This is a genomic window from Achromobacter spanius (assembly GCF_002966795.1).
GTDB lineage: Bacteria > Pseudomonadota > Gammaproteobacteria > Burkholderiales > Burkholderiaceae_B > Achromobacter > Achromobacter spanius_D.
The window spans coordinates 1,153,354-1,177,190 of sequence record NZ_CP023270.1 but is presented as its reverse complement, the minus strand read 5'-3'; the positions used below and the strand labels follow the sequence as shown (position 1 = coordinate 1,177,190).

Below are 23,837 nucleotides of genomic sequence, written 5' to 3'. Positions count from 1 at the left end.
TGATCATGGCGGATGGCGCCGGCCGTCCAAGTCCGTGCATCTAAAAAAGCCCGATTCCGGGCATGAAGCGACAGCATCGCAGATCATCTTTACGCGCCGTTTACACCCCGCCCGCCAAGCTATACCCCGTTTTTACCCCCCGCTCCGTAACCTGCCGGTGTCCTGAATGGTCACCTCGCCTGCCCGGCGCGCATCCGCTTTCTGCCGCGCAGGCCTGTTCGAAGGGAGCAAGCCTCCCGGGGAGAAAAAACGTGGATCTCATCTATTGCGCCATCTTCATCGTGATGGCCGGGCTGACCTGGGCCCTTGTCCGGTTCTGCGACGCCTTGTCCGCCGGAGACCAGCCATGAACTGGCTTTACTGGCTGAGCGGCCTGACGGCCGCGTTCCTGTTCGTGTACCTGCTGGTCGCGCTGTTCGAACCGGAGAAATTCTGATGACCCCCGAATTCGTCGGGCTGCTGGTCCTGTACCTGGCAGTCCTGCTTGCGATCGCGCCCGTGCTGGGCCGCTACATCCGCATCGCCATGGAAGACGGCCGATCGCGGCTCACCGCCTGGGGCCGCCCGATCGAGCGCGGCATCTACCGGCTGGCGGGCGTCGACCCGCAGGCGGAAATGGGCTGGAAGCGCTATGCCGCCGCCGTGCTGGTCTTCAACCTGGTGGGGATTGCCGCCGTCTACGCGCTGCAGCGTGTCCAAGGGCTGCTGCCGCTGAACCCCGCGGGCCTCGGCGCCGTGTCGCCCGATTCCGCGCTGAATACTGCCATCAGCTTCGTCGCCAATACCAACTGGCAGGGCTATGCCGGCGAATCCACGATGAGCTACCTGACGCAAATGCTGGCGCTGACGGTGCAGAACTTCATGTCGGCGGCCACCGGCATTGCCGTGCTGTTCGCGTTGATTCGCGGGCTGGCGCGACACTGCTCCGCCACGGTGGGCAACTTCTGGGCCGACATGGTGCGTTGCACGCTGTATGTGCTGTTGCCGCTGTCGCTGGTTCTGGCCGTGACGCTGGTCGGCCAGGGCGTGATCCAGAACTTCAGCGCCTACCAGGAAGTGCAGACGGTCGAAGCGGTGCGCTACGACGCGCCGCGCCTGGACGCGCAGGGCCAGCCCGTGCTGGATGCGGCCGGCGCTGCGATCACCGACCCCGTCACCACGCGCACGCAGACGATTGCCATGGGACCGGTTGCGTCGCAGGAAGCGATCAAGCTGCTGGGCACCAACGGCGGCGGCTTTTTCAACGCCAACTCGGCGCACCCCTTTGAAAACGCCACGCCCCTGTCGAACTTCCTGCAGATGCTGGCGATCCTGGCCATCCCCGCCGCCCTGTGCTTCACCTTCGGCGAGATGGTGGGCAGCCGGCGCCAGGGCATCGCGATCCTGGCGGCGATGACGGTGCTGTTTGCCGTCTTCGCGATGTCCACCGCGTACTTCGAGCAGCAGCCCAATCCGATGGCCGTGCAGGCCGGGGCCATGACACCCGGCGGCAACATGGAGGGCAAGGAGACGCGCTTCGGCATTGCCGCCACCTCGCTGTTTGCCACGGTCACCACCGCAGCCTCCTGCGGGGCGGTGAACGGCATGCACGACTCGCTGTCCGCAATGGGCGGCCTGTCGCCGATGCTGCTGATGCAATTGGGCGAAGTCGTTTACGGCGGCGTGGGCTCGGGGCTGTACGGCATGCTGGCCTTTGCGATCCTGGGCGTCTTCATTGCCGGGCTGATGATCGGACGCACGCCCGAGTACCTGGGCAAGAAGATCGAAGCCTTCGACATGAAGATGGTGTCCATCGTCATCCTGGCCACCCCGCTGCTCGTGCTGGGCGGCACGGCGCTGGCCGTGTCCCTGACCGCCGGGCAGGCCGGCGTGCTCAACCCGGGCATCCACGGCTTCTCTGAAATCCTCTACGCGCTCTCGTCGGCCGCCAACAACAACGGCAGCGCCTTCGCCGGGCTGTCGGCCAACACGCCCTTCTACAACGTCCTGCTGGGCATCGCGATGTGGTTTGGCCGGTTCGCGGTGATCGTCGCCGTGCTGGCCATGGCCGGTTCGCTGGCCGCCAAGCGACGGCTGCCCGCCGGGCCCGGCAGCATGCCCACCACCGGCCCGCTCTTCGTGACGCTGCTGATCGGCGCGGTGCTGCTGGTCGGCGCCCTCACCTACGTGCCCGCACTGGCCCTCGGCCCGGTCGCGGAACACCTGCAACCCTGATGCAACCGGCTAGGAAAGAACATGGCCAAGATTGAAATGCAAACCACCGGCTCGGGCGGCAGCGCCGCCCAGTCGCCCGCTGCGGCTGCACAGCCTGTCGCGGCTCGTCCTGACGCCACACCCGCCTTCGGCATGTGGTCCCGCGCGCTGGTCGGCCCCGCCATCGTCGACAGCCTGCGCAAGCTGTCGCCCGCCGCGCAGCTCAAGAACCCCGTGATGTTCGTGGTCTACGTGGGCAGCCTGCTCACCACCGTGCTGTGGATCATGGCCCTGCGCGGCCAGGCCGAAGCGCCCCCGGGATTCATCCTGGGTATCACCGTGTGGCTGTGGTTCACTGTGCTGTTCGCCAACTTCGCCGAAGCGCTGGCCGAAGGCCGCGGCAAGCAGCAGGCGGCGACGCTGCGCGGCCTGCGCACCACCATCGACGCGCGCCTGCTCAAGGGCTTTCGCGACGCCGATGCGGCGGATGCCGACCCCGCGCAATGGCGCGGCAAGGCGGTCAGCCAGCCCTCGGGCCTGCTGCGCCGTGGCGATGTCGTGCTGGTCGAAGCCGGCGACACGGTGCCCGGCGACGGCCAGGTCATCGCCGGCGTCGCCTCGGTCGACGAAAGCGCCATCACCGGCGAGTCCGCACCCGTCATCCGCGAGTCGGGCGGCGATTTCTCGTCCGTCACCGGCGGCACGCGCGTGCTGTCGGACTGGATCTTCGTGCGCATCGCCGCCGATCCCGGCGAGAGCTTTCTGGACCGCATGATTTCGATGGTCGAAGGAGCCAAGCGCCAGAAGACGCCCAACGAGCTAGCGCTGACCATTCTGCTGGTGGGCCTGACCGTGGTCTTCCTGCTGGTCGTCGTCACGCTGATGCCCTTCTCGCTCTACGCCGTCTCGGCCGCGGGCGGCGGGGCAGCGGTCACGGTGACCGTGCTGGTGGCGTTGCTGGTCTGCCTGATTCCCACGACCATCGGCGGCCTGTTGTCCGCCATCGGCGTGGCCGGCATGAGCCGCATGATGAGCGCCAACGTCATCGCCACCTCGGGCCGCGCGGTCGAAGCCGCGGGCGACGTCGACGTGCTGCTGCTGGACAAGACCGGCACCATCACCTTCGGCAACCGCCAGGCCTCCACCTTCCTGCCCGCGCCTGGCGTGTCGCCGCGCGAACTGGCGGATGCCGCGCGCCTCGCGTCGCTGGCCGACGAGACGCCGGAAGGCCGCAGCATCGTGGCGCTGGCCGACAAGGCCATCCATGCGCCCGCCCCCCGCATGACCGGCATCGAATTCGTGCCGTTCACCGCGCAGTCGCGCATGAGCGGCGTCGACCTGGGCGAGCGCCAGATCCGCAAGGGCGCGGTCGACGCGATCCAGGCGTGGCTGGCCGCGCAGGGCGCCAGCGTGCCCGCCGAGGCCCTGCGCCTGGCCGAAGACGTGGCACGCCGCGGCAGCACGCCGCTGATGGTCAGCGACGGCAACCGCGCGCTGGGCGTGGTGGAGCTCAAGGACATCGTCAAGCCCGGCATCCAGTCGCGCTTTGCCGAACTGCGCCGCATGGGCATCAAGACCGTGATGATCACCGGCGACAACAAGCTGACCGCCGCGTCCATCGCGGCCGAAGCGGGCGTGGACGACTTCCTGGCCGAAGCCACGCCCGAGGCCAAGCTCAAGCTCATCCGCAACTACCAGTCGGAAGGCCGCCTGGTCGCGATGACGGGCGACGGCACCAACGACGCGCCCGCGCTGGCGCAGGCCGACGTGGCGGTGGCGATGAATTCGGGCACCCAGGCCGCCAAGGAAGCCGGCAACATGGTGGACCTGGATTCCAACCCGACCAAGCTCATCGAGATCGTCGAGATCGGCAAGCAGATGCTGATGACGCGCGGCGCGCTGACCACGTTCAGCGTGGCCAACGACGTCGCCAAATACTTCGCCATCATCCCGGCCGCCTTCGCCACGGTCTATCCGCAGCTCGACGTGCTGAACATCATGGGTCTAGCCACGCCGTCCTCGGCGATCCTGTCGGCCGTGATCTTCAACGCGCTGATCATCGTGGTGCTGATTCCGCTGGCCTTGAAGGGCGTGCGCTACCGCCCGCTCGGCGCCTCGGTGCTCCTGCGCCGCAACCTCCTCATCTACGGCCTGGGCGGCCTCCTGGTGCCGTTTGCCGGCATCAAGCTGGTCGACATGGTGCTGGCCGCGCTGGGCTGGGTGTAGCGGGTAACGCCTGACGCCATCCACGCCACCACAATGCAAAGGAATTCCTCATGACCTCCGCAACTTCCACGCCGCGCCAAGGCGGCCTCCTGCGCCCCGCGCTGACCCTCTTCGCCGCGCTGTCGCTCGTCACCGGCCTGGCGTATCCCTTCCTGACCACCGGCATCGCGTCCGCCGTATTCCCGCACCGAGCCGCCGGCTCGCTGATCGAGCAGGACGGCAAGGTGATCGGTTCGGAATGGATCGGCCAATCGTTCACCTCGCCGCAGTACTTCTGGGGCCGCCCGTCGGCCACGGCGCCCATGCCGTACAACGCGGCGGCCTCCGGCGGCTCGAATCTCGGCCCGCGCAACCCCGCGCTGGCCGAGGCCATCGAAGCGCGCATCGCGGCCCTGAAGGCGGCCGATCCGGACAATGCCGCGCCCGTGCCGGTCGACCTGATCACCGCCTCGGGCAGCGGGCTGGATCCGCACATCAGTCCGGCGGCCGCCGCGTACCAGGCCGGCCGCGTGGCGCGCGCCCGCAATCTGCCGCGCGGCGAGGTCGATGCGCTGATCCGGGCCAACACCGCCGCCCCCTGGCTGGGCGTGCTGGGCGACCCCGCGGTCAACGTGCTGACGCTGAACCTGGCGCTGGACAAGCTGCGCGTGGCGCGCTGATGCGGCGGCGTATAGTATTGCCAGCCGTTTCCTCCCCTCCATCGCGCGTTCATGGCTGACATTGCTGGCGAGCGTCCCGATCCGGACGCGCTCTTGAAGACCCTGGACGACGCCGAGCGCCAGGCGGTGCGCGGCAAGCTGCGCGTGTATTTCGGGTCGTCGGCCGGCGTGGGCAAGACCTACGCCATGCTGGCGGCGGCGCGCGCGCAGGCGGCACAGGGCAGGGACGTGCTCGCCGGCATCGTCGAAACCCACGGCCGCCGCGAGACCGCGACGCTGCTCGACGGCCTGCCGGTCCTGCCGCTCAATGACGTGGCCTACCGCGGTCACACGCTCAAGGAATTCGACCTGGATGGCGCCCTGCTGCGCCACCCCGCCCTTGTGCTGGTCGATGAGCTGGCCCATTCCAACGCCCCGGGTTCGCGCCACGCCAAGCGCTGGCAGGACATCCAGGAATTGCTGGCGGCCGGCATCGATGTCTGGACGACGCTGAACGTGCAGCACCTGGACAGCCTGAACGAGGCCGTCGGCAGCATCACGGGCGTGCGCGTCTGGGAAACGGTGCCCGACGACGTGTTCGACGCGGCTGACGAGGTCATGCTGGTCGACCTGTCGGCCGACGAACTGCTGCGCCGCCTGAAGGAAGGCAAGGTCTACCTGCCTGAACAGGCCCGCCACGCGGCCCGCAACTTCTTTCGCAAGGGCAATCTGATCGCGCTGCGCGAACTGGCGCTGCGCCGCACCGCCGAGCACGTGGACGACGACGTGCAGGCTTATCGCCGCGATCGCGCGATCGAACCGGTGTGGCGCACGCGCGAGGCCATCGTCGCCTGCATCGGGTCCGATGCCGACGCTGAATACGTGATTCGCAGCGCCCATCGCCTGAGCCAGCAGCTCGATTGCGATCTGCACGTCGTCACCATCGACACGCCGCGCGCCGCGCCGCCCGCCGCCGCCGAGGTCGACCGGCTGCAGCACGGCCTGGCGCTGGCCGATGCGCTGGGCGCGCGCACCGAGACGCTGGCGGGCGGCGACATGGTCGATGCCGTCGTCCGCTACGTCCGCCGCCACAACATCACCAAGGCGATCGTGGGCCGCACCCGCGCCGGCGGCTGGCAGCGGCTGCGGCTGTCGCTGACCGCGCTGCTCACCGCCGTCATGTCGCCGGGCTGGCTGTGGCGGCGCCACAGTTTTGCCGACATGCTGGCTGCGGGCTGCCCGGAGATCGACATCATCCGGCTGGGCGCGCCGCCGGTTCCCGCGCCTGCGCCGCCCGGGCGCGACCCGTTCACGCTGGGCCGCCGCCCTTCCGGCGAGGAACGCGGGGCGCGGCCGCTGGCGGGCTATGCGTGGGCGCTGTGCTATTGCGCCGTGGCCACGGCGCTGTCGGCGCTGGCCTTCCCGACGCTGCACCAGACCAACATCGTCATGCTCTTTTTGCTGGCCGTGGCCGCGGTGGCGCTGCGCCACGGCCGCGGGCCCGCCGCGCTGGCGTCCGTGGTCAGCGTCGGACTGTTCGACTTCTTCTTCGTGCAGCCGTTGTCGTCGTTCGCGGTGTCGGACGTGCAGTACCTGCTGACCTTCGGCGTGCTGCTCGGCGTGGGGCTGCTGATCGGCCAGCTGACCGCCGGCCTGCGGCTGCAGGCCCAGGCTTCGGTCAAGCGCGAGGCCGACGCGCGCAGCCTGTATGAATTCGCGCGCGAACTGTCATCCGCGCTGCTGCCCGAGCAGATCGTCGCGCTGGCCGGCTCGTTCGTGCACGCCACCTTTGGCGCGCGCTGCTCGCTCTACATCCTGGGGCTGGACGACCGCCTGAAGCTCGCCTCGCCGGCCAGCGGCGACTCGCCCGCGCCGGAATCGGCGCTGGCGCAGTGGGTCTACGACCACGGCCAGCCCGCGGGCGCGGGCACGGCCACCCTGTCCAACAGCGCGTTGCTGTACCTGCCGCTCAAGGCGCCCATGCGCACGCGGGGCGTGCTGGTGCTGGACGCGCCCCGCCGCAGCCTTTACACGAATCCGGACACGCGCCGCCAGGTCGAGGCGTACGCCACCCTGATCGCCATTGCGCTCGAACGCCTGCACTACGTCGAAGTCGCGCAGCAGGCGGTGGTCAGCATGGAATCCGAAAAGCTGCGCAACTCGCTGCTTGCCGCGGTGTCGCATGACCTGCGCACGCCGCTGACCAGCCTGGTCGGCATGACCGATACGCTGATGCGGCAGCAGCACGAGCTACCCGACGGCGTGCAGGACACCGTGCGCGCCATGCGCGATCAGGCGCAGCGCATGCACGCGCTGGTCGTCAATCTGCTGGACATGGCGCGGCTGCAAAGCCGCGACGCGCCGCTGCGCATGGAGTGGCAATCCATCGAAGAGCTGGTCGGCGCCGCGCTGGCCGCCATGCGCGAACCGCTGGCGCGCCACAAGGTGGAAGTCGCGCCCCTGTCGGCGCTGCCGCTGGTGGAGTGCGACGGCGTGCTGATCGAACGCGTGCTGTGCAACCTGCTGGAGAACGCGGGCAAATACACGCCCGCCGGCAGCACGTTGCACATCCATGCCTTTGTGCATGAGACCGAAACGCATGGGACTGAAATGCGCGTGGCCATCGCCGACAACGGTCCCGGTGTCGCGCCCGGCGCCGAGCGCCGCATCTTCGAAAAATTCACCCGCGGCGAACGCGAATCCGCCACGCCCGGCGTCGGCCTGGGACTGGCCGTGTGCGAAGCCATCGTCGCCGCCCATCACGGTCGCATCTGGGTCGAGCACGCGCCGGGTCAGGCCAGCGGCGCGCAGTTCGTCTTCAGCCTGCCGCTGGGCGCCCCGCCCCAGATCCAACCCGAAACCGCCTGAGTCCGCGCCATGTTCGATTTCCAGCCCATAGTCCTCATCATCGAAGACGACGCCAACATCCGGCGGTTCGTCCGCCAGGCGTTGGAAAGCGAAGGCTGCGTGGTGCACGAGGCCGACACGGTCAAGCGCGGCCTGATCGAGGCCGGCACCCGCCAGCCCGACGCCATCGTGCTCGACCTGGGCCTGCCCGACGACGACGGCATGGCGCTGATCCGCGAGCTGCGCGGCTGGACCGAGGTGCCGGTGCTGGTGCTGTCCGCACGCAGCGCCGAGGCCGACAAGGTCGCGGCGCTGGACGCGGGCGCCGACGATTACCTGGCCAAGCCTTTCGGGGTGAGCGAACTGCTGGCGCGCCTGCGCGTGCTGCTGCGCCGCCACGGCCGGGGCGGCGCGGGCAATGCAGCCGAGATCGCGTTTGGCGACGTGCGCGTGGACTTTTCGCGGCGCGTGGTGGAGCGCGCCGGCCAGCACGTGCACCTGACCGCGATGGAATACCGCCTGCTCGCGGCGCTGCTGGCCCATCGCGGCAAGGTCATGACGCACCGCGAGCTGCTGCGGCAGGTGTGGGGCCCGTCTCATGTCGAAAGCAATCACTACCTGCGGATCTACATGGGGCATCTGCGCCAGAAGCTCGAAGCCGATCCGGCGCAGCCGGTGTTCCTGATGACGGAGATCGGCGTCGGATACCGCTTCGCGGGCTGAGCGCGCTCGTTCGACGCTGGTTTTGATACGCCCACTTTGATACGCCCTTTACGCGCAAGGCGCGAGTCTTGTCTCGCGCTTTATGCCGATCCTCCTATTGTTGCGGTCCGCTCAACACCAGGAGGCTCCACATGCCCCGCAACACCCTCGCCGCGCTGGCGCTGCTTTCCCTCGTTCCCATGGCGCAGGCCGCCGACGCCCCCAGCGCCGCCGACGACGCCGCATCGCCCTACTCGCTGACGGCCAACGTCACGCTCGCCAGCCAGTACCGCTATCGCGGCCTCATGCAGACCAACAACAAGCCCGCCATCCAGGGCGGCTTCGACCTCGCGCACGCCAGCGGCTTTTACCTGGGCAACTGGAATTCCAGCATCAGCTGGCTGAACGACAGCAACAGCGACGTGTCCGCGCCGGTGGAAATGGACTTCTACGGCGGCTACAAGGGCAATCTCACGGACAACGTGCCCGTGGACCTGGGCGTGCTGCAGTACTACTATCCGGGCGACTATCCGTCCGGCTACACCAGCCCCGACACCACCGAACTCTATGCCGGCATCGGCTATGGCCCGGTGATGTTCAAGTACTCCCTCGCGCTGACCAACCTGTTCGGCTTTGCCGACAGCAAATACAGCCAATACTTCGACCTGTCCGGCAACTTCGATACCGGCGTCTGGGGTCTCGTCGTCAACGTCCATGCGGGCCGCCAGATCGTGCGCAATGTGGATAACGGCTCCTACACGGATTGGAAGCTGGGCGTGACCAAGGACTTCGGCCAGGGGTTGTCGGTCTCGCTGGCCTATCTGGACACCAATGCCGACCGCGCCGTCTACACCAACACGCGCGGCCGCGACATGGGCCGCGCCACGGGCCTCTTGTCAGTGACCAAGACGTTCTGAAACGCCGCGGCCGTTGACGCCGTTTTTACGCGGCGCGCCCGCATTTATCGGCAGGATTTACGGCGCCGTTCCTATAGTGGAATCGTCGTCAACCCACCGGATACGCGGGTCGCCACCTTCGGCCCCGCCCCCCCACACCGCCATGATTCCCCGACCGTACCGCCGCCAGGCCCCCATCGACGCCGCCCTTGCTGCCCAGCCCGCGCCGCAACCGCAATGCAGCCTGATCGCGCTGACCGTGCGCATCGATACGCTGGACGCCCTGAACGTGCGGCTGGCCCTGCACCGCGCGCTGGGAGATCGCATCGGGGTCTACCTGCTGTCGGTCGACCACGCCCACGCCCAGAGCACGCTCGAGCTGCAGTGCGAACGCGGCGAACTGGACGCCATGATGGCCGCGATCATGCGCGGCCTGCCCTGCGCCGAATTCGGCCCGGCGCGCCCGGCCGCCGCCATCACGGAGCGATGAGCCATGGACACCCTTGCCAAACCCGCATTCGAAGGCCTGTGGCTGCCGATGGTGACGCCCATGCGCGGCGGCCACGTGGACCTGGACGCCGCGCAGGCGCTGGCCCGCTATTACCGCAATGCCGGCATTGCCGGGCTGGTCCTCTTTGGCTCCACCGGCGAGGGCAACCTCCTCAGCATGCCCGAGAAGACCGACATGATCGAAGCCATCGCCAGCGACGCGCATGCCCTGCCTCTGGTGCTGGGCGTGGGCGGGGTCGACACGCGAGGCGTGGCCGCCGCGGTGCGCCGGCTGGACCGCTACGCGCCCGCCGGCTATCTGGTGCCGCCGCCGTACTACCTGGGGCCGTCGCAACCCGGCATCCTGTGGCATTGCCGGCAGATCGCATGGGCCACCGAGCGCCCGATCATTCTGTACAACATCCCGAAGCGCGCCGGCGTCGCCATGACGGTCGAGACCATGGAAGCGCTGGCGGCGCTGCCCAACTTCGGTGCGGTCAAGGAATGCAATCCCGCCGTGCTGGCCGCCTTGAATGCGCGGGGCAGGCTCAACGCCCTGTGCGGCGAGGACCTGGCCTTGCTGGATCACTTCCTGGCGGGCGGGCGCGGCGCCATTCCGGCTGCCGCACACCTGTTTCCGGAGCGCTTTGTCGAACTGATGCAGCTTGCGCAATCCGGCCACGTCGAGGCCGCTCGCGAATGCTTCGATCCCTTGCGCCCCCTGGTCCGGCTGCTGTTTTCCGAGCCCAATCCCGCGCCGCTCAAGCGCGCGCTGGCCATGCAGGGCCTCATCACTGACGAGCTGCGCCTGCCGATGATGCCCGCCAGCCGCGAACTGGGCGCGAAGCTGCGGCGGGCCATGAGCCTCATCCCGGCATCGGCTGACCGGCTGCAGACAGCCTGAAGATCGACACGGCGCGGGCCAGGTCGCCCGCCTGACCGTGCAACGCGGCGGCAGACGCCGCAAACTCCTCTACCAGCGCGGCGTTCTGCTGGGTCGCTTCGTCCAGATGCGTCACGGTCACGTTGATCTGTTCGATGCCCGCGCTCTGTTCGCTGGACGCCGTGGCAATCTCGCTCATCAGCGGCGCGCTGGTGGCTGCCGATTCCAGCACGCTGCCCATCGTGGCGCTCGCCTGTTCCACCCGCTGGCTGCCGCGCGCCACGGATTCCGACGACGCCTCGATCAGCGTCTTGATCTCCTTGGCGGCGGTGGCGGATCGCTGCGCGAGCGCCCGCACTTCGCCAGCCACCACGGCAAACCCGCGCCCCTGTTCGCCCGCCCGTGCGGCTTCGACGGCGGCGTTCAACGCCAGGATATTGGTTTGAAACGCGATCACGTCGATCAGGCGGATGATCTCGTCGATGCGCTGTGAACTGTGCGAGATCTCGCGCATGGCATCGATGGCGTGCTGCGTCTCGTCGCTGCCCTGCCGCGCCAGGCGCGCGGCTTCGCCGGCCAGCGCGCTGACCTCGCGCACGTGCTCGGCGCTTTGACGGGCGGTGGCGGTAATCTCTTCCACGCTTGCCGCTGTCTGTTCCAGCGCGGCGGCCTGCCTTTCGGTGCGGTCGGACAGGTCCACGCTGCCTGCGGCAATCTGCCTCGACGCGGCCGCGATCGACGCGGTGGAATGCACGATGCTGCGCACCGCGGCGTCCAGCCGCTGCTGCATGCGCGCCATCGCGTCGAACAGCCGGCCGATCTCGCCACGGTGATGGCGCGCGATGCCGCTGGACAGGTCGCCGTTGGCCACGCGCTCGCACACGGCCACCGCCTCGTTCAACGGCCGCAGGATGTGCGTGCTGAAAAAGCGCAGCGCCGCTGTCAGCACCAGGGCCAGCAGCACCAGCGTCACGCTGCCCTGCCGCCACAGCGTGCCGTAGAACGCCGCATCGACGTCGTCCACGTACAGGCCTGTGAACATCAGCCAGCCCCATTCCGCGTCGTACGCCGCATAGGTCAGCTTGGGCAACGGGTCCTCGGAACCGGGACGCGGAAACAGGTAGCGCACATAGCCGCCGCCCGCCTTGCCTTGCGCATGAAGGTTTTCAAAGAGCGGCTGCCCCTGGCTATCGCGCGTGGCGCGCACGTTCGTGCCCACCAGCTTCGCGTCGGGATGCACCAGCAGATCGTAGTTGTCGCCAAACGCGCCCACATAGCCGTCCTCGCCATATTTCATCTGCGAGAGCTGGCGCGCGACGTCGCGCTTGGCCTCGGCCAGCGGCACGCCTTCCCGCACGCGCAGCTTGCCGCCGCGGACGATGCCCTCGGCCATGTCCAGGACATGGCGAAGCTCCACCTTGCGGTCGTCCATCATCTCGGCACGGCGCTGCCAGGCGTCCCACACGCCCAGCGCCAGAACGGCGGCGCCAATGGCAAACACGAACCACAACAGTTCCCTACGCAAACTGGAATTACTCATCGACGCTCTTCTATCCGCCACCAACTCGAAACAATATCTAGCTGTTTGTGACTTTTTATGTAATCTGACCGACGAGCATACTATTTCAAACTTCGTTTGAATTCAAATTTAACTAGTCACTTTGATCTAGCTCAAGCCCAATAAAAAAACGCAAGGCGCGATGCGCCTTGCGTTCTTCTTGTAGCCCGATTGCGGGACGCAGCCCGCGTGGCGCTACGCCACGGACCGTGATGCGGGCAGGGGGTCGCGGGCCGGCCGCGCCGTCGTCAGCGCAATCAACGCCACGACAATAAGACCGTACGTGGGCACGCTACGCATGTTGCGGAACATCATCTCGGTCATGCTGAAGGCGCAGTAGCTCAGGCAGAACAACAGCCCCATCTGCGCGCCCACGCGGATCACCCGGTCGTCGCTGGCCAGGCGCCGGAAGAACATGGCGGCCGGCACCAGATACAGCGCCAGCATGCTCAACAGCCCGAGCAAGCCGTACCCGGCCAAGGCGGCCAGCAGGTCGTTGTGCGGCTCGCCGAATCCATCCACCACTTTCTGCGTCACGATGCCCTGCCCTTGCAGCACGCGCAGCTCTTCGCGGAACTTGCTTGGGCCGATACCCACGATGGGGCTCTTTTCGAACATCAGGATCGAGGCATGCCACAGCTGCAGCCGGATGCCGAACGACGTGTCGCGGTTGTCCGACGTGGAAAAGCCTTGAACGTCGTGACCGATCTGCTGCATGCGGCTGCTGAACGTCCAGATGGCGGCCGCGCTCGCAACCAGCGCCACGCAGACGGCCAGCGCACAGTACACCTTGTGGCGCCGCCGCCAGTTGCGCAGGCCCAGCAGAAAGACGAATCCCAGAATGGGCAGCAGCATCCAGCTGCTGCGGGTTTCGGACATCCAGGTTGCGCACACGGCCAGTGCCGCGGCCAGCAGCTTCAAGCCGGTTTCCAGGCGCGGCCAGCGCGACCCCGGCCCCCAGCCCAGCGATAACAGCGTCATGCCGCCGAACAGCAGCACCATGTTGGCAAAGGCCACCGCGTTATAGCGTCCGCCCACTTCGACCACCGCGCCACGGCCGCCCGAGACCATGGTGAAGATCAACAGGAGCGAACCCACCAGCGCACCGGCCAGGATGGTCCATTCGATATGGCGAAGCAGCCGCTGCGGTGCGCGCAGCAGCAGCCACAGCACCGGCAGCGCCAGCGCGAACCGCAGCAGTTTTTCAAGTTCGGAGCTGCTCCACATCTCCTTTACGGCGGACGTGATCAGCAGACAGGCCAGCGGCGACAGAAGCGCCAGCGCCATGGGCCAGAGCGCGCGGAAATCCATGGGCTCGTAGCGCTTGATTGCATTCATGGTGATCGCGGCAAGGGCGATCAATGCACTCAGATAAAGAACAGCGGGACCGCCTACAGGGCTGGTCAGCGCCAGCGCGGGCATGAGCAGCACCAGCCAGGCGGCCAGGGTTACATACAGTCGGGGCACAACAATCAACCTGAAAAGAACAAGGCACACGCACTGCGCAACGTGCCGGTGATTAGATAAAACCCGCCCGCCATGACGGCGGGCGGGTTTGGCGAAAGCCCGGGAACAGGCCCTGTCGCGCGGCGGATAGCCTTGCGAAGGGGCCTGGCCGCGATTTACATGTTTTCGATCATCACCTGGCCAAAGCCCGAGCACGACACCTGCGTCGCGCCTTCGAGCAGGCGGGCAAAGTCGTACGTGACCTTCTTGGACTGGATCGACTTCTCCATGCTGGAGATGATCAGGTCCGCCGCTTCGGTCCAGCCCATGTGGCGCAGCATCATTTCGGCCGACAGGATTTCGGAACCGGGGTTCACGTAGTCCTTGCCGGCGTACTTGGGCGCCGTGCCGTGCGTGGCTTCAAACATGGCCACGGAATCGGACATGTTGGCGCCCGGGGCGATGCCGATGCCGCCCACCTGTGCGGCCAGCGCGTCGGAGATGTAGTCGCCGTTCAGGTTCAGGGTGGCGATGACGTCATATTCGGCGGGACGCAGCAGGATCTGCTGCAGGAACGCGTCGGCGATCACGTCCTTGACGATGATCTCGCGGCCGGTCTTGGGATTCTTGAACTTGCACCACGGGCCGCCGTCGATCAGCTGCGCGCCGAATTCCTTCTGCAGAAGCTCATAGCCCCAATCGCGGAAGCCGCCTTCGGTGAACTTCATGATGTTGCCCTTGTGCACCAGCGTCAGCGACGTGCGGTCGTTGTCGATGACGTACTGCGCGGCCTTGCGCACCAGACGCTCGGTGCCTTCGCGCGACACGGGTTTGATGCCGATGGACGAGGTGTTCGGGAAACGAATCTTCTTGACGCCGAGCTTGGTCTGCAGGAACTGGATCAGTTCCTTGGCCTGCTCGCTTTCGGCCATGTATTCGATGCCGGCGTAGATGTCTTCCGAGTTCTCGCGGAAGATCACCATGTTGGTCTTTTCGGGTTCGCGCACCGGGGACGGGACGCCCTTGAAATACGCCACCGGGCGCAGGCAGACGTACAGGTCGAGCTGCTGGCGCAGCGCCACGTTCAGCGACCGGATGCCGCCGCCGACCGGCGTGGTCAGCGGGCCCTTGATGGAAACCACGTAGTCTTTGACGACTTCCAGGGTTTCGTCGGGCAGCCATACGTCAGGACCGTAGACCTTGGTGGCCTTTTCGCCGGCATAGACTTCCATCCAATGGATCTTGCGCTTGCCGCCGTAGGCCTTCTGAACCGCCGCGTCGACGACCTTGATCATGACGGGGGTAATGTCTGCGCCCGTGCCGTCGCCTTCGATGAAGGGAATGATGGGCTGGTCAGGCACATTCAGCGAGAAATCGGCGTTGACCGCAATTTTCTGGCCGCCGGCGGGAACCTTGATATGTTGGTAGGACATGAATGCTCCATTTGCTCCGGGTGGTTTTTCTGCACGCGCCAGGATCGGACAGCGTCCGATTCCGCGGGTTATACCGCCTCCTGCGAACCGCACACCGGATGGCGGATAGCAACCCATTCTATATCGCAAAGCGCCGGGCGAAACCGGCGGTCCGCATGGGGCGGTAAAATAATGCGACTACATCCTGCTTTTGGCCCCCTCCCGAATGTTCAATCCCTCCCGCGACCAAGTCCGCGAATTCTTTATCGATACCTGGCGCAAGCATCGCGCCAACGAGGTCCTGACCCCGCTGGAGGCGATCGCGCTGGACTGGATCATCGAGCATCCCGAATACCACGCGGACCTCGAAAGCCCCGACGCCATGACCGCTGAATACGCCGTGGAAAAAGGCCGCACCAATCCGTTCCTGCACCTGTCCATGCACCTGGCCATCGCGGAACAACTGTCAATCGACCATCCGCCCGGCATTCGCCTGGCCTACCAGCAGCTCACGGCGCGCTCGGACGCGCACCACGCCGCGCACGAAATCATGGAATGCCTGGGCCAGGTGGTCTGGGAAGCGCAGCGCCTGGGCACGCCGCTGGACAGCGACACCTACATCGACCTGATCCGCCGCCGCGCCAGCCTGTGACCCAACAAAAAAACCCTCGCTAGCGAGGGTTTTTCATTCACGCCGGCCGAAGCCGTTGCGTGCTAGCGGCGCACGCCCAGATCGCTGGGCAGCGTGGCCAGCCACGCCGACACGTTGGCGATGTCCTGGTCGGACAGCTGCGTGGCGAAGGCCCCCATGATCGGGTTCTTGCGCACATTGGCCGTGGCGGCGCTGCCGGAGGCGCCTCGCTTGTAGGCCTTCAGCGCATGCGCCAGGTAGTCGGCGTGCTGCCCGGCCAGCGTCGGATATGCGGGATCCACCGCGGTCTTGGCGTCGGCGCCATGGCACGAGGCGCAATTGAATTTCTCGAAGACGGCCTTGCCGGCCGACAGGTCCTGCGCCGAGGCGGCAGCGCCCCAGATAGCCAGGGTCGCGCCCGCAAGGGCAAGCATGGTGCGGTTCATGGTCTTGCCCCCTTATTTGAGATTCGAGTAATACGCGGCCAAGTCGGCAATGTCCTGATCGGACAGGCTGCCGGCAACGGCGTCCATCGTGGGATGGCTGCGCGCGCCTTTCTTGTACTCGTTGAGGGCGGTTTCGATGTACTTGGCGTTTTGGCCAGCGATCATCGGAACATGGTAAAGCTCGGGAAACGATGCCTTGTAGCCTGGGATGCCATGGCAACCGATGCACATCGAAACCTTGTCTCGGGCATTCTGGACATTACCGACCGGCGCTGCGTCTGCAGCAACAGCCTGGCCGGCGATCGCACAGGACGCCATCGTGGCCAACACGGAAACCGTGTACTTCAGAGAGGTTCGCAACTTCATTGGAATGACTCTTCTTGGTATGGCTAAGGACTAGGGCCTGCTCACACGAAAAGGCCCTCTGCAAACACGTTGCGGGTGGAACCCAAAGCAAAACCGCCTGATTGTACGATAATTGCTCAGGATTAATACCTTGCGTTAGTGTTGATCCCAATCAAACCACAGAAGCCATCAAACCATGTCCGCAGCCCAGACCGCCTCATCCGCCAAGCCAGTCCGCTTCGATGGCACCGACAGCTACGTCGCCACCGATGACCTCAAGCTCGCCGTGAACGCCGCCCTCACCTTGCAGCGCCCGCTGCTGATCAAGGGAGAACCCGGCACCGGCAAGACGATGCTGGCCGAGGAAGTGGCCCGCGCACTGGGACGGCCGCTGATGCAATGGCACATCAAGTCCACCACGAAGGCGCATCAGGGTCTGTACGAATACGACGCCGTGTCGCGCCTGCGCGATTCGCAGCTTGGCGACGAGAAGGTGCGCGACATCCGCAACTACATCGTGCAGGGCACGCTGTGGCAGGCGTTCCAATCACACGAGCCGGTGGTGCTGCTGATCGACGAGATCGACAAGGCCGACATCGAATTCCCCAATGACCTGCTGCGCGAGCTGGACCGCATGGAGTTCCATGTGTACGAAACGCGCGAGACCATCGCCGCGCGCCACCGTCCGCTCGTCATCATCACGTCCAACAACGAGAAGGACCTGCCCGACGCGTTCCTGCGCCGCTGCTTCTTTCACTACATCCGCTTTCCGGACCGCGAGACGATGCGCGACATCGTGGCCGTCCACTATCCCGACTTGAAGCAGGACGTGCTGCGCGCCGCGCTGGACACGTTCTTCTCGCTGCGCGATGCGCCCGGGCTGAAGAAAAAACCGTCCACGTCCGAACTGCTGGATTGGCTGCGCCTCTTGCTGGCCGAAGACGTCACGGCCGCGCAGATCGACGCGCACACGGCCACCGCCGTGCCGCTGATGGCCGGCGCGCTGCTCAAGAACGAGCAGGACGTGCATCTGCTCGAACGCCTGGCGGCCATGACGCGCGGCGGCCAGCGCCGCTGATCCGGCATCCACGGGCGGCCCGCACATGCTGATCGACTTCTTCTATCACCTCCGGGCGCACAAGCTGCCCGTCTCGGTCAAGGAATACCTGACGCTGGTGGACGCCCTGCGCCAGGACCTGATGTCGCCGACGCTGGACGAGTTCTACTTCCTGGCGCGCGCCACGCTTGTGAAGGACGAGTCCCTCTACGACCGCTACGACAAGGCCTTCGGCGCGTATTACCGCGGCATCGAAGCCGCCCTGCCCGCGGGCAAGGACATTCCGCTGGACTGGCTGATCAAGCAGTTCGAAAAAAGCCTGTCGCCCGAAGAAAAGGCCGCCATCGAAAAGCACGGCTGGGACAAGCTGATGGAGCTCTTCAAGGAGCGCCTGGACGAGCAGAAGGAACGCCACGCCGGCGGCAGCAAGTGGATCGGCACGGGCGGCACATCGCCCTTCGGCAACGGCGGCTATCACCCCGAAGGCATCCGCGTCGGCGGCGCATCGGCCGGCAACCGCACGGCGGTCAAGGTCTGGGACATGCGCCAGTTCAAGGACTACGACGACCAGGTCGAACTGGGCACGCGCAATTTCAAGGTGGCCCTGCGCCGCCTGCGCCGCTTTGCGCGCCAGGGCGCCGAACTGGAACTGGATCTGGACGACACCATCGCCAGCACGGCGCGCAACGCGGGCCATCTGGACCTGCGCATGATCCCGGAGCGCCACAACACGGTGAAGGTGCTGATGCTGCTGGACGTGGGCGGCAGCATGGACGACCACATCGGCCGGGTCGAGGAACTGTTCTCGGCGGCTCGCAGCGAGTTCCGCAATCTCGAGGTCTATTACTTCCACAACTGCCCGTACGAAAGCCTGTGGCAAAGCAACCGCCGCCGCCAGAACGAGCGCTTCGACACCTGGGACGTGCTGCGCAAGTACAACCCGGACTGGCGCCTGATCATCGTCGGCGACGCCACGATGAGCCCATACGAGATCCTGCAGCCCGGGGGTTCCGTCGAGCACTACAACAAGGAACCGGGCGCCGAATGGATGCGCCGGCTGCTGGACGCCTGGCCCAAATCGGTGTGGCTGAATCCCGAGCCCACGGCTTCCTGGCAGTACCGCCAATCCATTGCGCTGATGCGCGACATCATGCAGGACCGCATGTATCCCGTCACGGTCGCCGGCCTGGAGCAAGCGATGCGGGTGCTGTCGAAGTAGCACCACAGGCGCGGCGGCGATGCTGCCGCCGCGGTTGGCGTTCTTAGCCGTCGACCGGGTTTTCCGGCGTCTCCAGCGTCAATTGATAAAACGCCAGATCGAGCCACCGGCCGAACTTGAAGCCCGCCTGGCGGATCGTGCCGGCGTGCACAAACCCCAGCTTTTCATGCAGGCGGATGCTGCCCTGATTCGAAGCGTCGATACCGCCGACCATCACGTGCACGCCCCCGGCGCGCGCCCGCTCGATCAGGATGGCCATCATCGCTTCGCCCAGGCCGCGGCCGCGAAAGCGCCCGTCCACATACACGGAATGCTCGACCGAGTACTTGAAGGCGGGAAACGCGCGAAACGTGCCGTAGCTGGCAAACGCCATCAACTCGCCGTCCGCATTTTCCAGGCCGACGACGGGAAACCCGCCCTGTTGCTTGGCCTTGAACCATCCGTCCATCGCCTCGCGCGGCCGCGGCTTGTAGTCGTACAGCGCGGTGGACGTCGCGATGGCGTCATTGAAGATGGCCAGGATCTGGTCGGCGTGGCGCTCGTGCGTGCAGTCGACCAGCGTGGCGCCTTGCGGGGCGTGGAATTCGGCGGGCGTTTTCATGGCGGAAATTTTAGCGATGGCGCCGCCCGCCGGCATCAAGCGGGCGAAAAAAAACCGGCGATGACGCCGGTTCAGTGAAACGCTGCCGCTTCTGGCCACTCTCAGGCGGCGCGGCTCTCCACAGATCGATGCGCGCCCGTACTCATGTGGCGCAAACCGGGGCACTGCCGCCATGACAATTCGTCGGCGTCCATGTCCAGGTCGAACAAATCTTGCGCGGCGGGCCACGGATGGGAGCGCGCGGTGGCGCCCTCCATTTCAAGCACATGGCCGGCAAATCCGCGGGGCGATCCACCGCACTCCGCGAAATACCGCTGCGTACTCAGGTCCACCACATAGGTGGTCATGTCATGGGTCAATATGGCCACGTATTGGCCGTCATCACTGGCATAAGCGTATTGAAACTGTCCTTTGATGCCGTCGCCCTTGAGGGCGCTACCAGTCAGTTGGGACAAGGCACGCGTGACGATTTCGGTCAGCATGGGTCGTTCCTCCGTAGAATGCGCCGGCAGGATGCCGGCGGCGAAGGCGCGAACGACAAGCACCGGCGCCGCGTCAAGGCAGCGTCTGGCGTTGGACGGGAAGCCGGTAAGACGGCCGTCGCGCATCCCGTCAGCAACAGCTAATGCGTCTTTAAAAGCTTACACCCGCGACCGGAAGGGGTTCAAATCCCCTGGGAAAACAGGACTGCTGCATCGCACCATCAACACGGGCGCGGCTTGGCGGCACATCAGGCCGCCGCAAACAGGGCGCCCTCGCCCGCGCCGCCCGCCTCGCGCCGCTGGCGCCAGGCCTCGCGGCCCAGGCGGTACAGCACATGCGCGCGTAGCGGATGTCCTGCCGGCACGGCGGGGTGATCGAAGGGCTGCGGATCCGCGACCATGCCCAGACGGTCCATCACGGCGCGCGATCGCAGGTTGCCCGTGGCCGTGAAGGCGACGATTTCATCCGCGCCCACCTGCTCGAAGCCGACTCGCAATGCGGCGTCAGCCGCTTCGCTGGCGTAGCCCCGTCCCCAGAAGGGTTGCGCAAGGCGCCAGCCGATCTCCACGCCGGGCGCAAACGGAAGGACAGGCGCCAGCGGCTTGATGCCGACGAAACCGATGAACGGCGCCACCCCTGGCACTTCCACGGCCCAGAAGCCCCAGCCGTGCTCGTCAATGCCCGCGGCCAGCCTGTCGGCCAGGGCGTCGCTTTCCTGGCGCGTCATCGGCAACAGGAACTGCGTCACGTGCGGATCAGCGTTAAGGGCGGCGAAAGGTTCGCGGTCGGCGGCGCGCCATTGGCGCAGCACGAGGCGAGGCGTTTCGACTTCAACGGTCAGGGACATATCAGCTTCCTCGGCATGGCGGCGGGCCGCCTGAACCATTGCCAACGTATACACTCCAACGGATTCTGCCATGCCAAAGGAATAGTCCGCCATGCGCTTGTCCCTGTCGAAGCTGCCGCGCCCGCTAGGCGTGCTGCTGTTTTCCTCCTTCCTGGCCTTTCAGGCCGGAGCAGCCAGCCTGCCGGCCGGCGTCACGGAGGCCGCCTCGATCGAAGGCATCACCGAATACCGCCTGGCCAATGGCCTGCGGGTGCTCCTGGTACCCGACGAATCCAAGCCGTCCACCACGGTCAACATGACGTACCTGGTGGGCTCGCGCAACGAAAACTACGGCCAGACCGGCATGGCGCACCTGCTGGAGCACATGCTGTTCAAGGGCACGTCGACCACCCGCAATGCGATGGGCGAGTTCTCGCGCCGCGGCTTGCAGGCCAACGGCTCGACGTCCAGCGACCGCACCAATTACTTCGCCAGCTTCGCGGCCAACCCCGAGACGCTGAAGTGGTACCTCGGCTGGCAGGCCGATGCGATGGTCAATTCGCTCATCGCCAAGGAAGACCTGGACTCGGAAATGACCGTGGTCCGCAACGAGATGGAAAGCGGCGAAAACAGCCCGTTCCGCATCCTGATGCAAAAGATGCAGGCCGCCGCCTACCAGTGGCACAGCTACGGCAAGAACACGATCGGCGCGCGCTCCGACGTCGAAAACGTGGACATCGGCCAGCTGCGCGCCTTCTACCATGAGTACTACCAGCCCGATAACGCGGTGCTGATTGTCGCGGGCAAGTTCGACCCGCAGACGACGCTGGCGGACATCGAGGCCACGCTGGGCAAGCTGCCCAAGCCCGACCGCAAGCTGCCGCCGGAATACACGGTGGAGCCGACGCAGGACGGCGAGCGCTCGGTGACGCTGCGCCGCACCGGCGGCACGCCGCTGGTCGCAGCGATGTACCACATTCCGGCCGGCGCCAGCGCGGATTTTGTGCCGTTTGACCTGGCCACCACGATCCTGGCGGACACGCCGTCGGGCCGCCTCTACCATGCCCTGGTGCCGACCAAGCTGGCCTCGGGCGTGTTCGGTTTCACGATGGAAAACCTGGATCCGGGCCTGGCGATGTTTGCCGCGCAACTGACACCGGGCAAGGACCTGGACGCGGCGATGAAGGCGCTGACCGGCACGCTGGAGTCGCTCGGCAAGAAGCCTTTCACGGAGCAGGAACTGGACCGTGCGCGCAGCAAGTGGCTGACGTCGTGGGAACAGACGTATAGCGATCCGGAGCAGGTGGGCGTGGCGCTGTCCGAAGCGATCGCCGCGGGCGACTGGCGCCTGTTCTTCCTGCAGCGCGACCGCGCGCGCAAGGCAACGCTGGCCGAAGTGCAAAATGCCGCGACGACGTATCTGGTGCAGAGCAACCGCATCGAGGGCCGCTACATCCCGACCGAAAAGCCGGTCCGTGCGCCGCAGACGGAGCGCGTGGACCTCACCGCCGTGTTCAAGGACTACAAGGGCGATCCGGACTTCAAGGCGGCGTCGGCATTCGATCCCTCGCCGGCCAACATCGACAAGCTGACGCAACGCACGACGCTTGACCTGCCCAATGGCCCGGTGAAGCTGGCCCTGCTGCCCAAGGCCACGCGCGGCAGCCGCGTGCAGGCGCAGATGCTGATCCAGTTCGGCAACGAGAAGGACCTGCTGGGCCAGCGCGTCAACTCCAGCGCGGCCGCGGACCTGCTGCTGCGCGGCACGGACAAACTGTCGCGCCAGGATATCCAGGACCGCCTGGACAAGCTGCAGGCTGAACTTGGCTTCAGCGGCGGCGGCACGACGCTGAAGGTGGCGATGTCGACCAAGGGCGAGAATCTGCCGGAGCTGACGGCGCTGGCGCTGGAGATCATCCGCAACGCCAGCTTCCCGAAGGAGCAGGTGGAGGAATATCAACGCCAGCTTGAAACCTCGATCCAGAACGCGATGACAGAGCCTTCGGCCCTGGCCGGACGCGCGCTGGCCCGCCACGATAATCCGTGGCCTGCGGACGACCTGCGTTACGTGCCGACGTTCGAAGAATCGCTGGCTAGCGTGCGCGGCCTGAACCGCGAGGCGCTGGCAAAATTCCACGCCAAGTTCTACGGCGCGGGCGATATCGAGTTCTCGGCGGTGGGCGATTTCGAACCCGCTGCGGTGGAGAAGTCGCTGCGCACGGGACTCGCTGGATGGAAGAAGGCGCCGGCCTATACCCGCGTGCCGAACCCGTACCGCGACGTGCCGGCCAAGCAGTTTGATATCGATACGCCGGACAAGGCCAATGCGTTCTACCTGTCGCGCATGCCGCTGAAAGTGCAGGATACGGACGCGGACTATCCGGCGCTGTACCTGGCCAACTACCTGTTCGGCGCGTCGGAAACGTCGCGTCTGTGGAACCGGGTGCGCGAGACGGAAGGCCTGTCGTACAACGTGCGCAGCTCGCTGTCGGTGTCGGCATTTGAACCGACTGCAAGCTGGAGCATTTACGCGATCTATGCGCCGCAGAATCGCGAGCGGCTTGAGAAGGCGATCAACGAGGAACTGGCGCGGGTGCTTAAGGACGGTTTCTCGGAGAAGGAGATCACGGAGGGCATCGCAGCGCTGCTGAACTACCGGAATCTGGCTCGGGCGCAGGACGATGTGCTGGCAAGCACGTGGCTGGACTACCTGGAGCGCGGCCGCACGTTCGCGTGGTCTGCGGAAATGGACAAGAAGATTTCCGCCTTGACGCCAGACGCGGTGAACGCGGCGCTGCGCAAGTACGTGCGCCCGGACGGGTTCAGCACGGCGCTGGCGGGGGATTTCAAGAAGCCCTGACGTAACGCCTTTTGGAAAGCCCCTGCTTCGGCAGGGGTTTTTTTTGCATAGTCGGTGGGTCGCCCAGCTTGGGCGATCG

20 protein-coding genes and 2 pseudogenes are annotated in these 23,837 nt (G+C 66.2%); 13 read left to right on the top strand and 9 right to left on the bottom strand.

The annotated features are described in order from the left end of the window. Positions 1–346: 346 nt before the first annotated feature. The 9 genes from kdpF to CLM73_RS05210 all read left to right on the top strand — a co-directional run bounded on the left by kdpF (position 347) and on the right by CLM73_RS05210 (position 10,895). Positions 347–436 (top strand): K(+)-transporting ATPase subunit F, encoded by a 90-nt coding sequence (gene kdpF / locus CLM73_RS05250; protein ID WP_105237597.1) that lies wholly within the window; start codon positions 347–349, stop codon positions 434–436. Further along, positions 436–2,214, top strand: coding sequence for a potassium-transporting ATPase subunit KdpA (kdpA, locus tag CLM73_RS05245; RefSeq protein WP_105237596.1), 1,779 nt, complete (start codon positions 436–438; stop codon positions 2,212–2,214). The genes kdpF and kdpA overlap by 1 nt, the downstream gene beginning before the upstream one ends. A gap of 21 nt (positions 2,215–2,235) precedes the next feature. After that, positions 2,236–4,419: a potassium-transporting ATPase subunit KdpB gene (gene kdpB, locus CLM73_RS05240; protein ID WP_105237595.1), complete on the top strand. Its 2,184-nt coding sequence runs from the start codon at positions 2,236–2,238 to the stop codon at positions 4,417–4,419. Positions 4,420–4,469: 50 nt separating this feature from the next. Beyond that, the gene (gene kdpC, locus CLM73_RS05235; protein WP_105237594.1) at positions 4,470–5,078 is read left to right on the top strand and encodes a potassium-transporting ATPase subunit KdpC; all 609 of its coding nucleotides are present in this window, start codon (positions 4,470–4,472) and stop codon (positions 5,076–5,078) included. A gap of 51 nt (positions 5,079–5,129) precedes the next feature. Further along, positions 5,130–7,925, top strand: a complete 2,796-nt coding sequence (locus CLM73_RS05230; RefSeq protein ID WP_105237593.1) for a sensor histidine kinase — start codon at positions 5,130–5,132, stop codon at positions 7,923–7,925. A gap of 9 nt (positions 7,926–7,934) precedes the next feature. Further along, positions 7,935–8,627 carry a two-component system response regulator KdpE gene (kdpE, locus tag CLM73_RS05225; protein WP_105237592.1) on the top strand — a complete coding sequence of 231 codons (693 nt, stop codon included), beginning with the start codon at positions 7,935–7,937 and terminating at the stop codon, positions 8,625–8,627. Between the two features lie 131 nt (positions 8,628–8,758). Continuing rightward, positions 8,759–9,523 (top strand): TorF family putative porin, encoded by a 765-nt coding sequence (locus tag CLM73_RS05220; protein ID WP_105237591.1) that lies wholly within the window; start codon positions 8,759–8,761, stop codon positions 9,521–9,523. Positions 9,524–9,665: 142 nt separating this feature from the next. Beyond that, positions 9,666–9,992, top strand: a complete 327-nt coding sequence (locus CLM73_RS05215; RefSeq protein WP_234015812.1) for a hypothetical protein — start codon at positions 9,666–9,668, stop codon at positions 9,990–9,992. Between the two features lie 3 nt (positions 9,993–9,995). After that, positions 9,996–10,895: a 4-hydroxy-tetrahydrodipicolinate synthase family protein gene (locus CLM73_RS05210; protein ID WP_105237590.1), complete on the top strand. Its 900-nt coding sequence runs from the start codon at positions 9,996–9,998 to the stop codon at positions 10,893–10,895. Here CLM73_RS05210 and CLM73_RS05205 read toward each other — a convergent pair. From CLM73_RS05205 to CLM73_RS29380, 4 genes and pseudogenes are all read right to left on the bottom strand, one after another. Then, a complete protein-coding gene (locus CLM73_RS05205; RefSeq protein ID WP_105237589.1) occupies positions 10,858–12,414 on the bottom strand; it encodes a methyl-accepting chemotaxis protein in 1,557 nt (518 codons plus the stop codon). The two genes, CLM73_RS05210 and CLM73_RS05205, sit on opposite strands and share 38 nt — an antisense overlap. 213 nt (positions 12,415–12,627) lie before the next feature. Further along, on the bottom strand, positions 12,628–13,899 hold the full coding sequence (locus CLM73_RS05200) for an O-antigen ligase family protein (RefSeq protein WP_199778258.1): 1,272 nt from the start codon (positions 13,897–13,899) through the stop codon (positions 12,628–12,630). 155 nt (positions 13,900–14,054) lie between these two features. Next, positions 14,055–15,311: an NADP-dependent isocitrate dehydrogenase gene (icd, locus tag CLM73_RS05195; protein ID WP_056568692.1), complete on the bottom strand. Its 1,257-nt coding sequence runs from the start codon at positions 15,309–15,311 to the stop codon at positions 14,055–14,057. Positions 15,312–15,488: 177 nt separating this feature from the next. Beyond that, positions 15,489–15,677: pseudogene (locus CLM73_RS29380) on the bottom strand (hypothetical protein); the annotation flags it as partial. Here CLM73_RS29380 and CLM73_RS05190 point away from each other — a divergent pair. After that, positions 15,589–15,942, top strand: a pseudogene (locus CLM73_RS05190) (DUF1841 family protein); the annotation flags it as partial. The pseudogenes CLM73_RS29380 and CLM73_RS05190 overlap by 89 nt on opposite strands. A gap of 62 nt (positions 15,943–16,004) precedes the next feature. Here the strand turns inward: CLM73_RS05190 and CLM73_RS05185 are convergent. Both CLM73_RS05185 and CLM73_RS05180 read right to left on the bottom strand, forming a co-directional pair. Then, positions 16,005–16,367 (bottom strand): c-type cytochrome, encoded by a 363-nt coding sequence (locus CLM73_RS05185; protein ID WP_105237587.1) that lies wholly within the window; start codon positions 16,365–16,367, stop codon positions 16,005–16,007. Positions 16,368–16,379: 12 nt separating this feature from the next. Beyond that, the gene (locus tag CLM73_RS05180) at positions 16,380–16,733 is read right to left on the bottom strand and encodes a c-type cytochrome (RefSeq protein ID WP_056568700.1); all 354 of its coding nucleotides are present in this window, start codon (positions 16,731–16,733) and stop codon (positions 16,380–16,382) included. A gap of 175 nt (positions 16,734–16,908) precedes the next feature. Here CLM73_RS05180 and CLM73_RS05175 point away from each other — a divergent pair, with 175 nt between their 5' ends. Continuing rightward, positions 16,909–17,790 (top strand): AAA family ATPase, encoded by an 882-nt coding sequence (locus CLM73_RS05175; protein ID WP_056568704.1) that lies wholly within the window; start codon positions 16,909–16,911, stop codon positions 17,788–17,790. A gap of 25 nt (positions 17,791–17,815) precedes the next feature. Next, complete coding sequence (locus tag CLM73_RS05170; protein ID WP_056568707.1) at positions 17,816–18,988, top strand: vWA domain-containing protein; 1,173 nt, start codon at positions 17,816–17,818, stop codon at positions 18,986–18,988. A 43-nt stretch (positions 18,989–19,031) separates the two neighbouring features. On the opposite strand, the gene CLM73_RS05165 is transcribed toward CLM73_RS05170, so the two are convergent. The 3 genes from CLM73_RS05165 to CLM73_RS05155 form a co-directional block, all read right to left on the bottom strand. After that, positions 19,032–19,589: a GNAT family N-acetyltransferase gene (locus CLM73_RS05165; RefSeq protein ID WP_105241391.1), complete on the bottom strand. Its 558-nt coding sequence runs from the start codon at positions 19,587–19,589 to the stop codon at positions 19,032–19,034. Between the two features lie 101 nt (positions 19,590–19,690). Beyond that, a complete protein-coding gene (locus tag CLM73_RS05160) occupies positions 19,691–20,071 on the bottom strand; it encodes a hypothetical protein (protein WP_056568715.1) in 381 nt (126 codons plus the stop codon). Between the two features lie 248 nt (positions 20,072–20,319). Beyond that, positions 20,320–20,919 carry a GNAT family N-acetyltransferase gene (locus CLM73_RS05155; RefSeq protein WP_105241390.1) on the bottom strand — a complete coding sequence of 200 codons (600 nt, stop codon included), beginning with the start codon at positions 20,917–20,919 and terminating at the stop codon, positions 20,320–20,322. 91 nt (positions 20,920–21,010) lie between these two features. Between CLM73_RS05155 and CLM73_RS05150 the strand changes: the two genes are divergently transcribed. Next, complete coding sequence (locus tag CLM73_RS05150) at positions 21,011–23,758, top strand: M16 family metallopeptidase (RefSeq protein ID WP_105237586.1); 2,748 nt, start codon at positions 21,011–21,013, stop codon at positions 23,756–23,758. Positions 23,759–23,837: the final 79 nt, after the last annotated feature.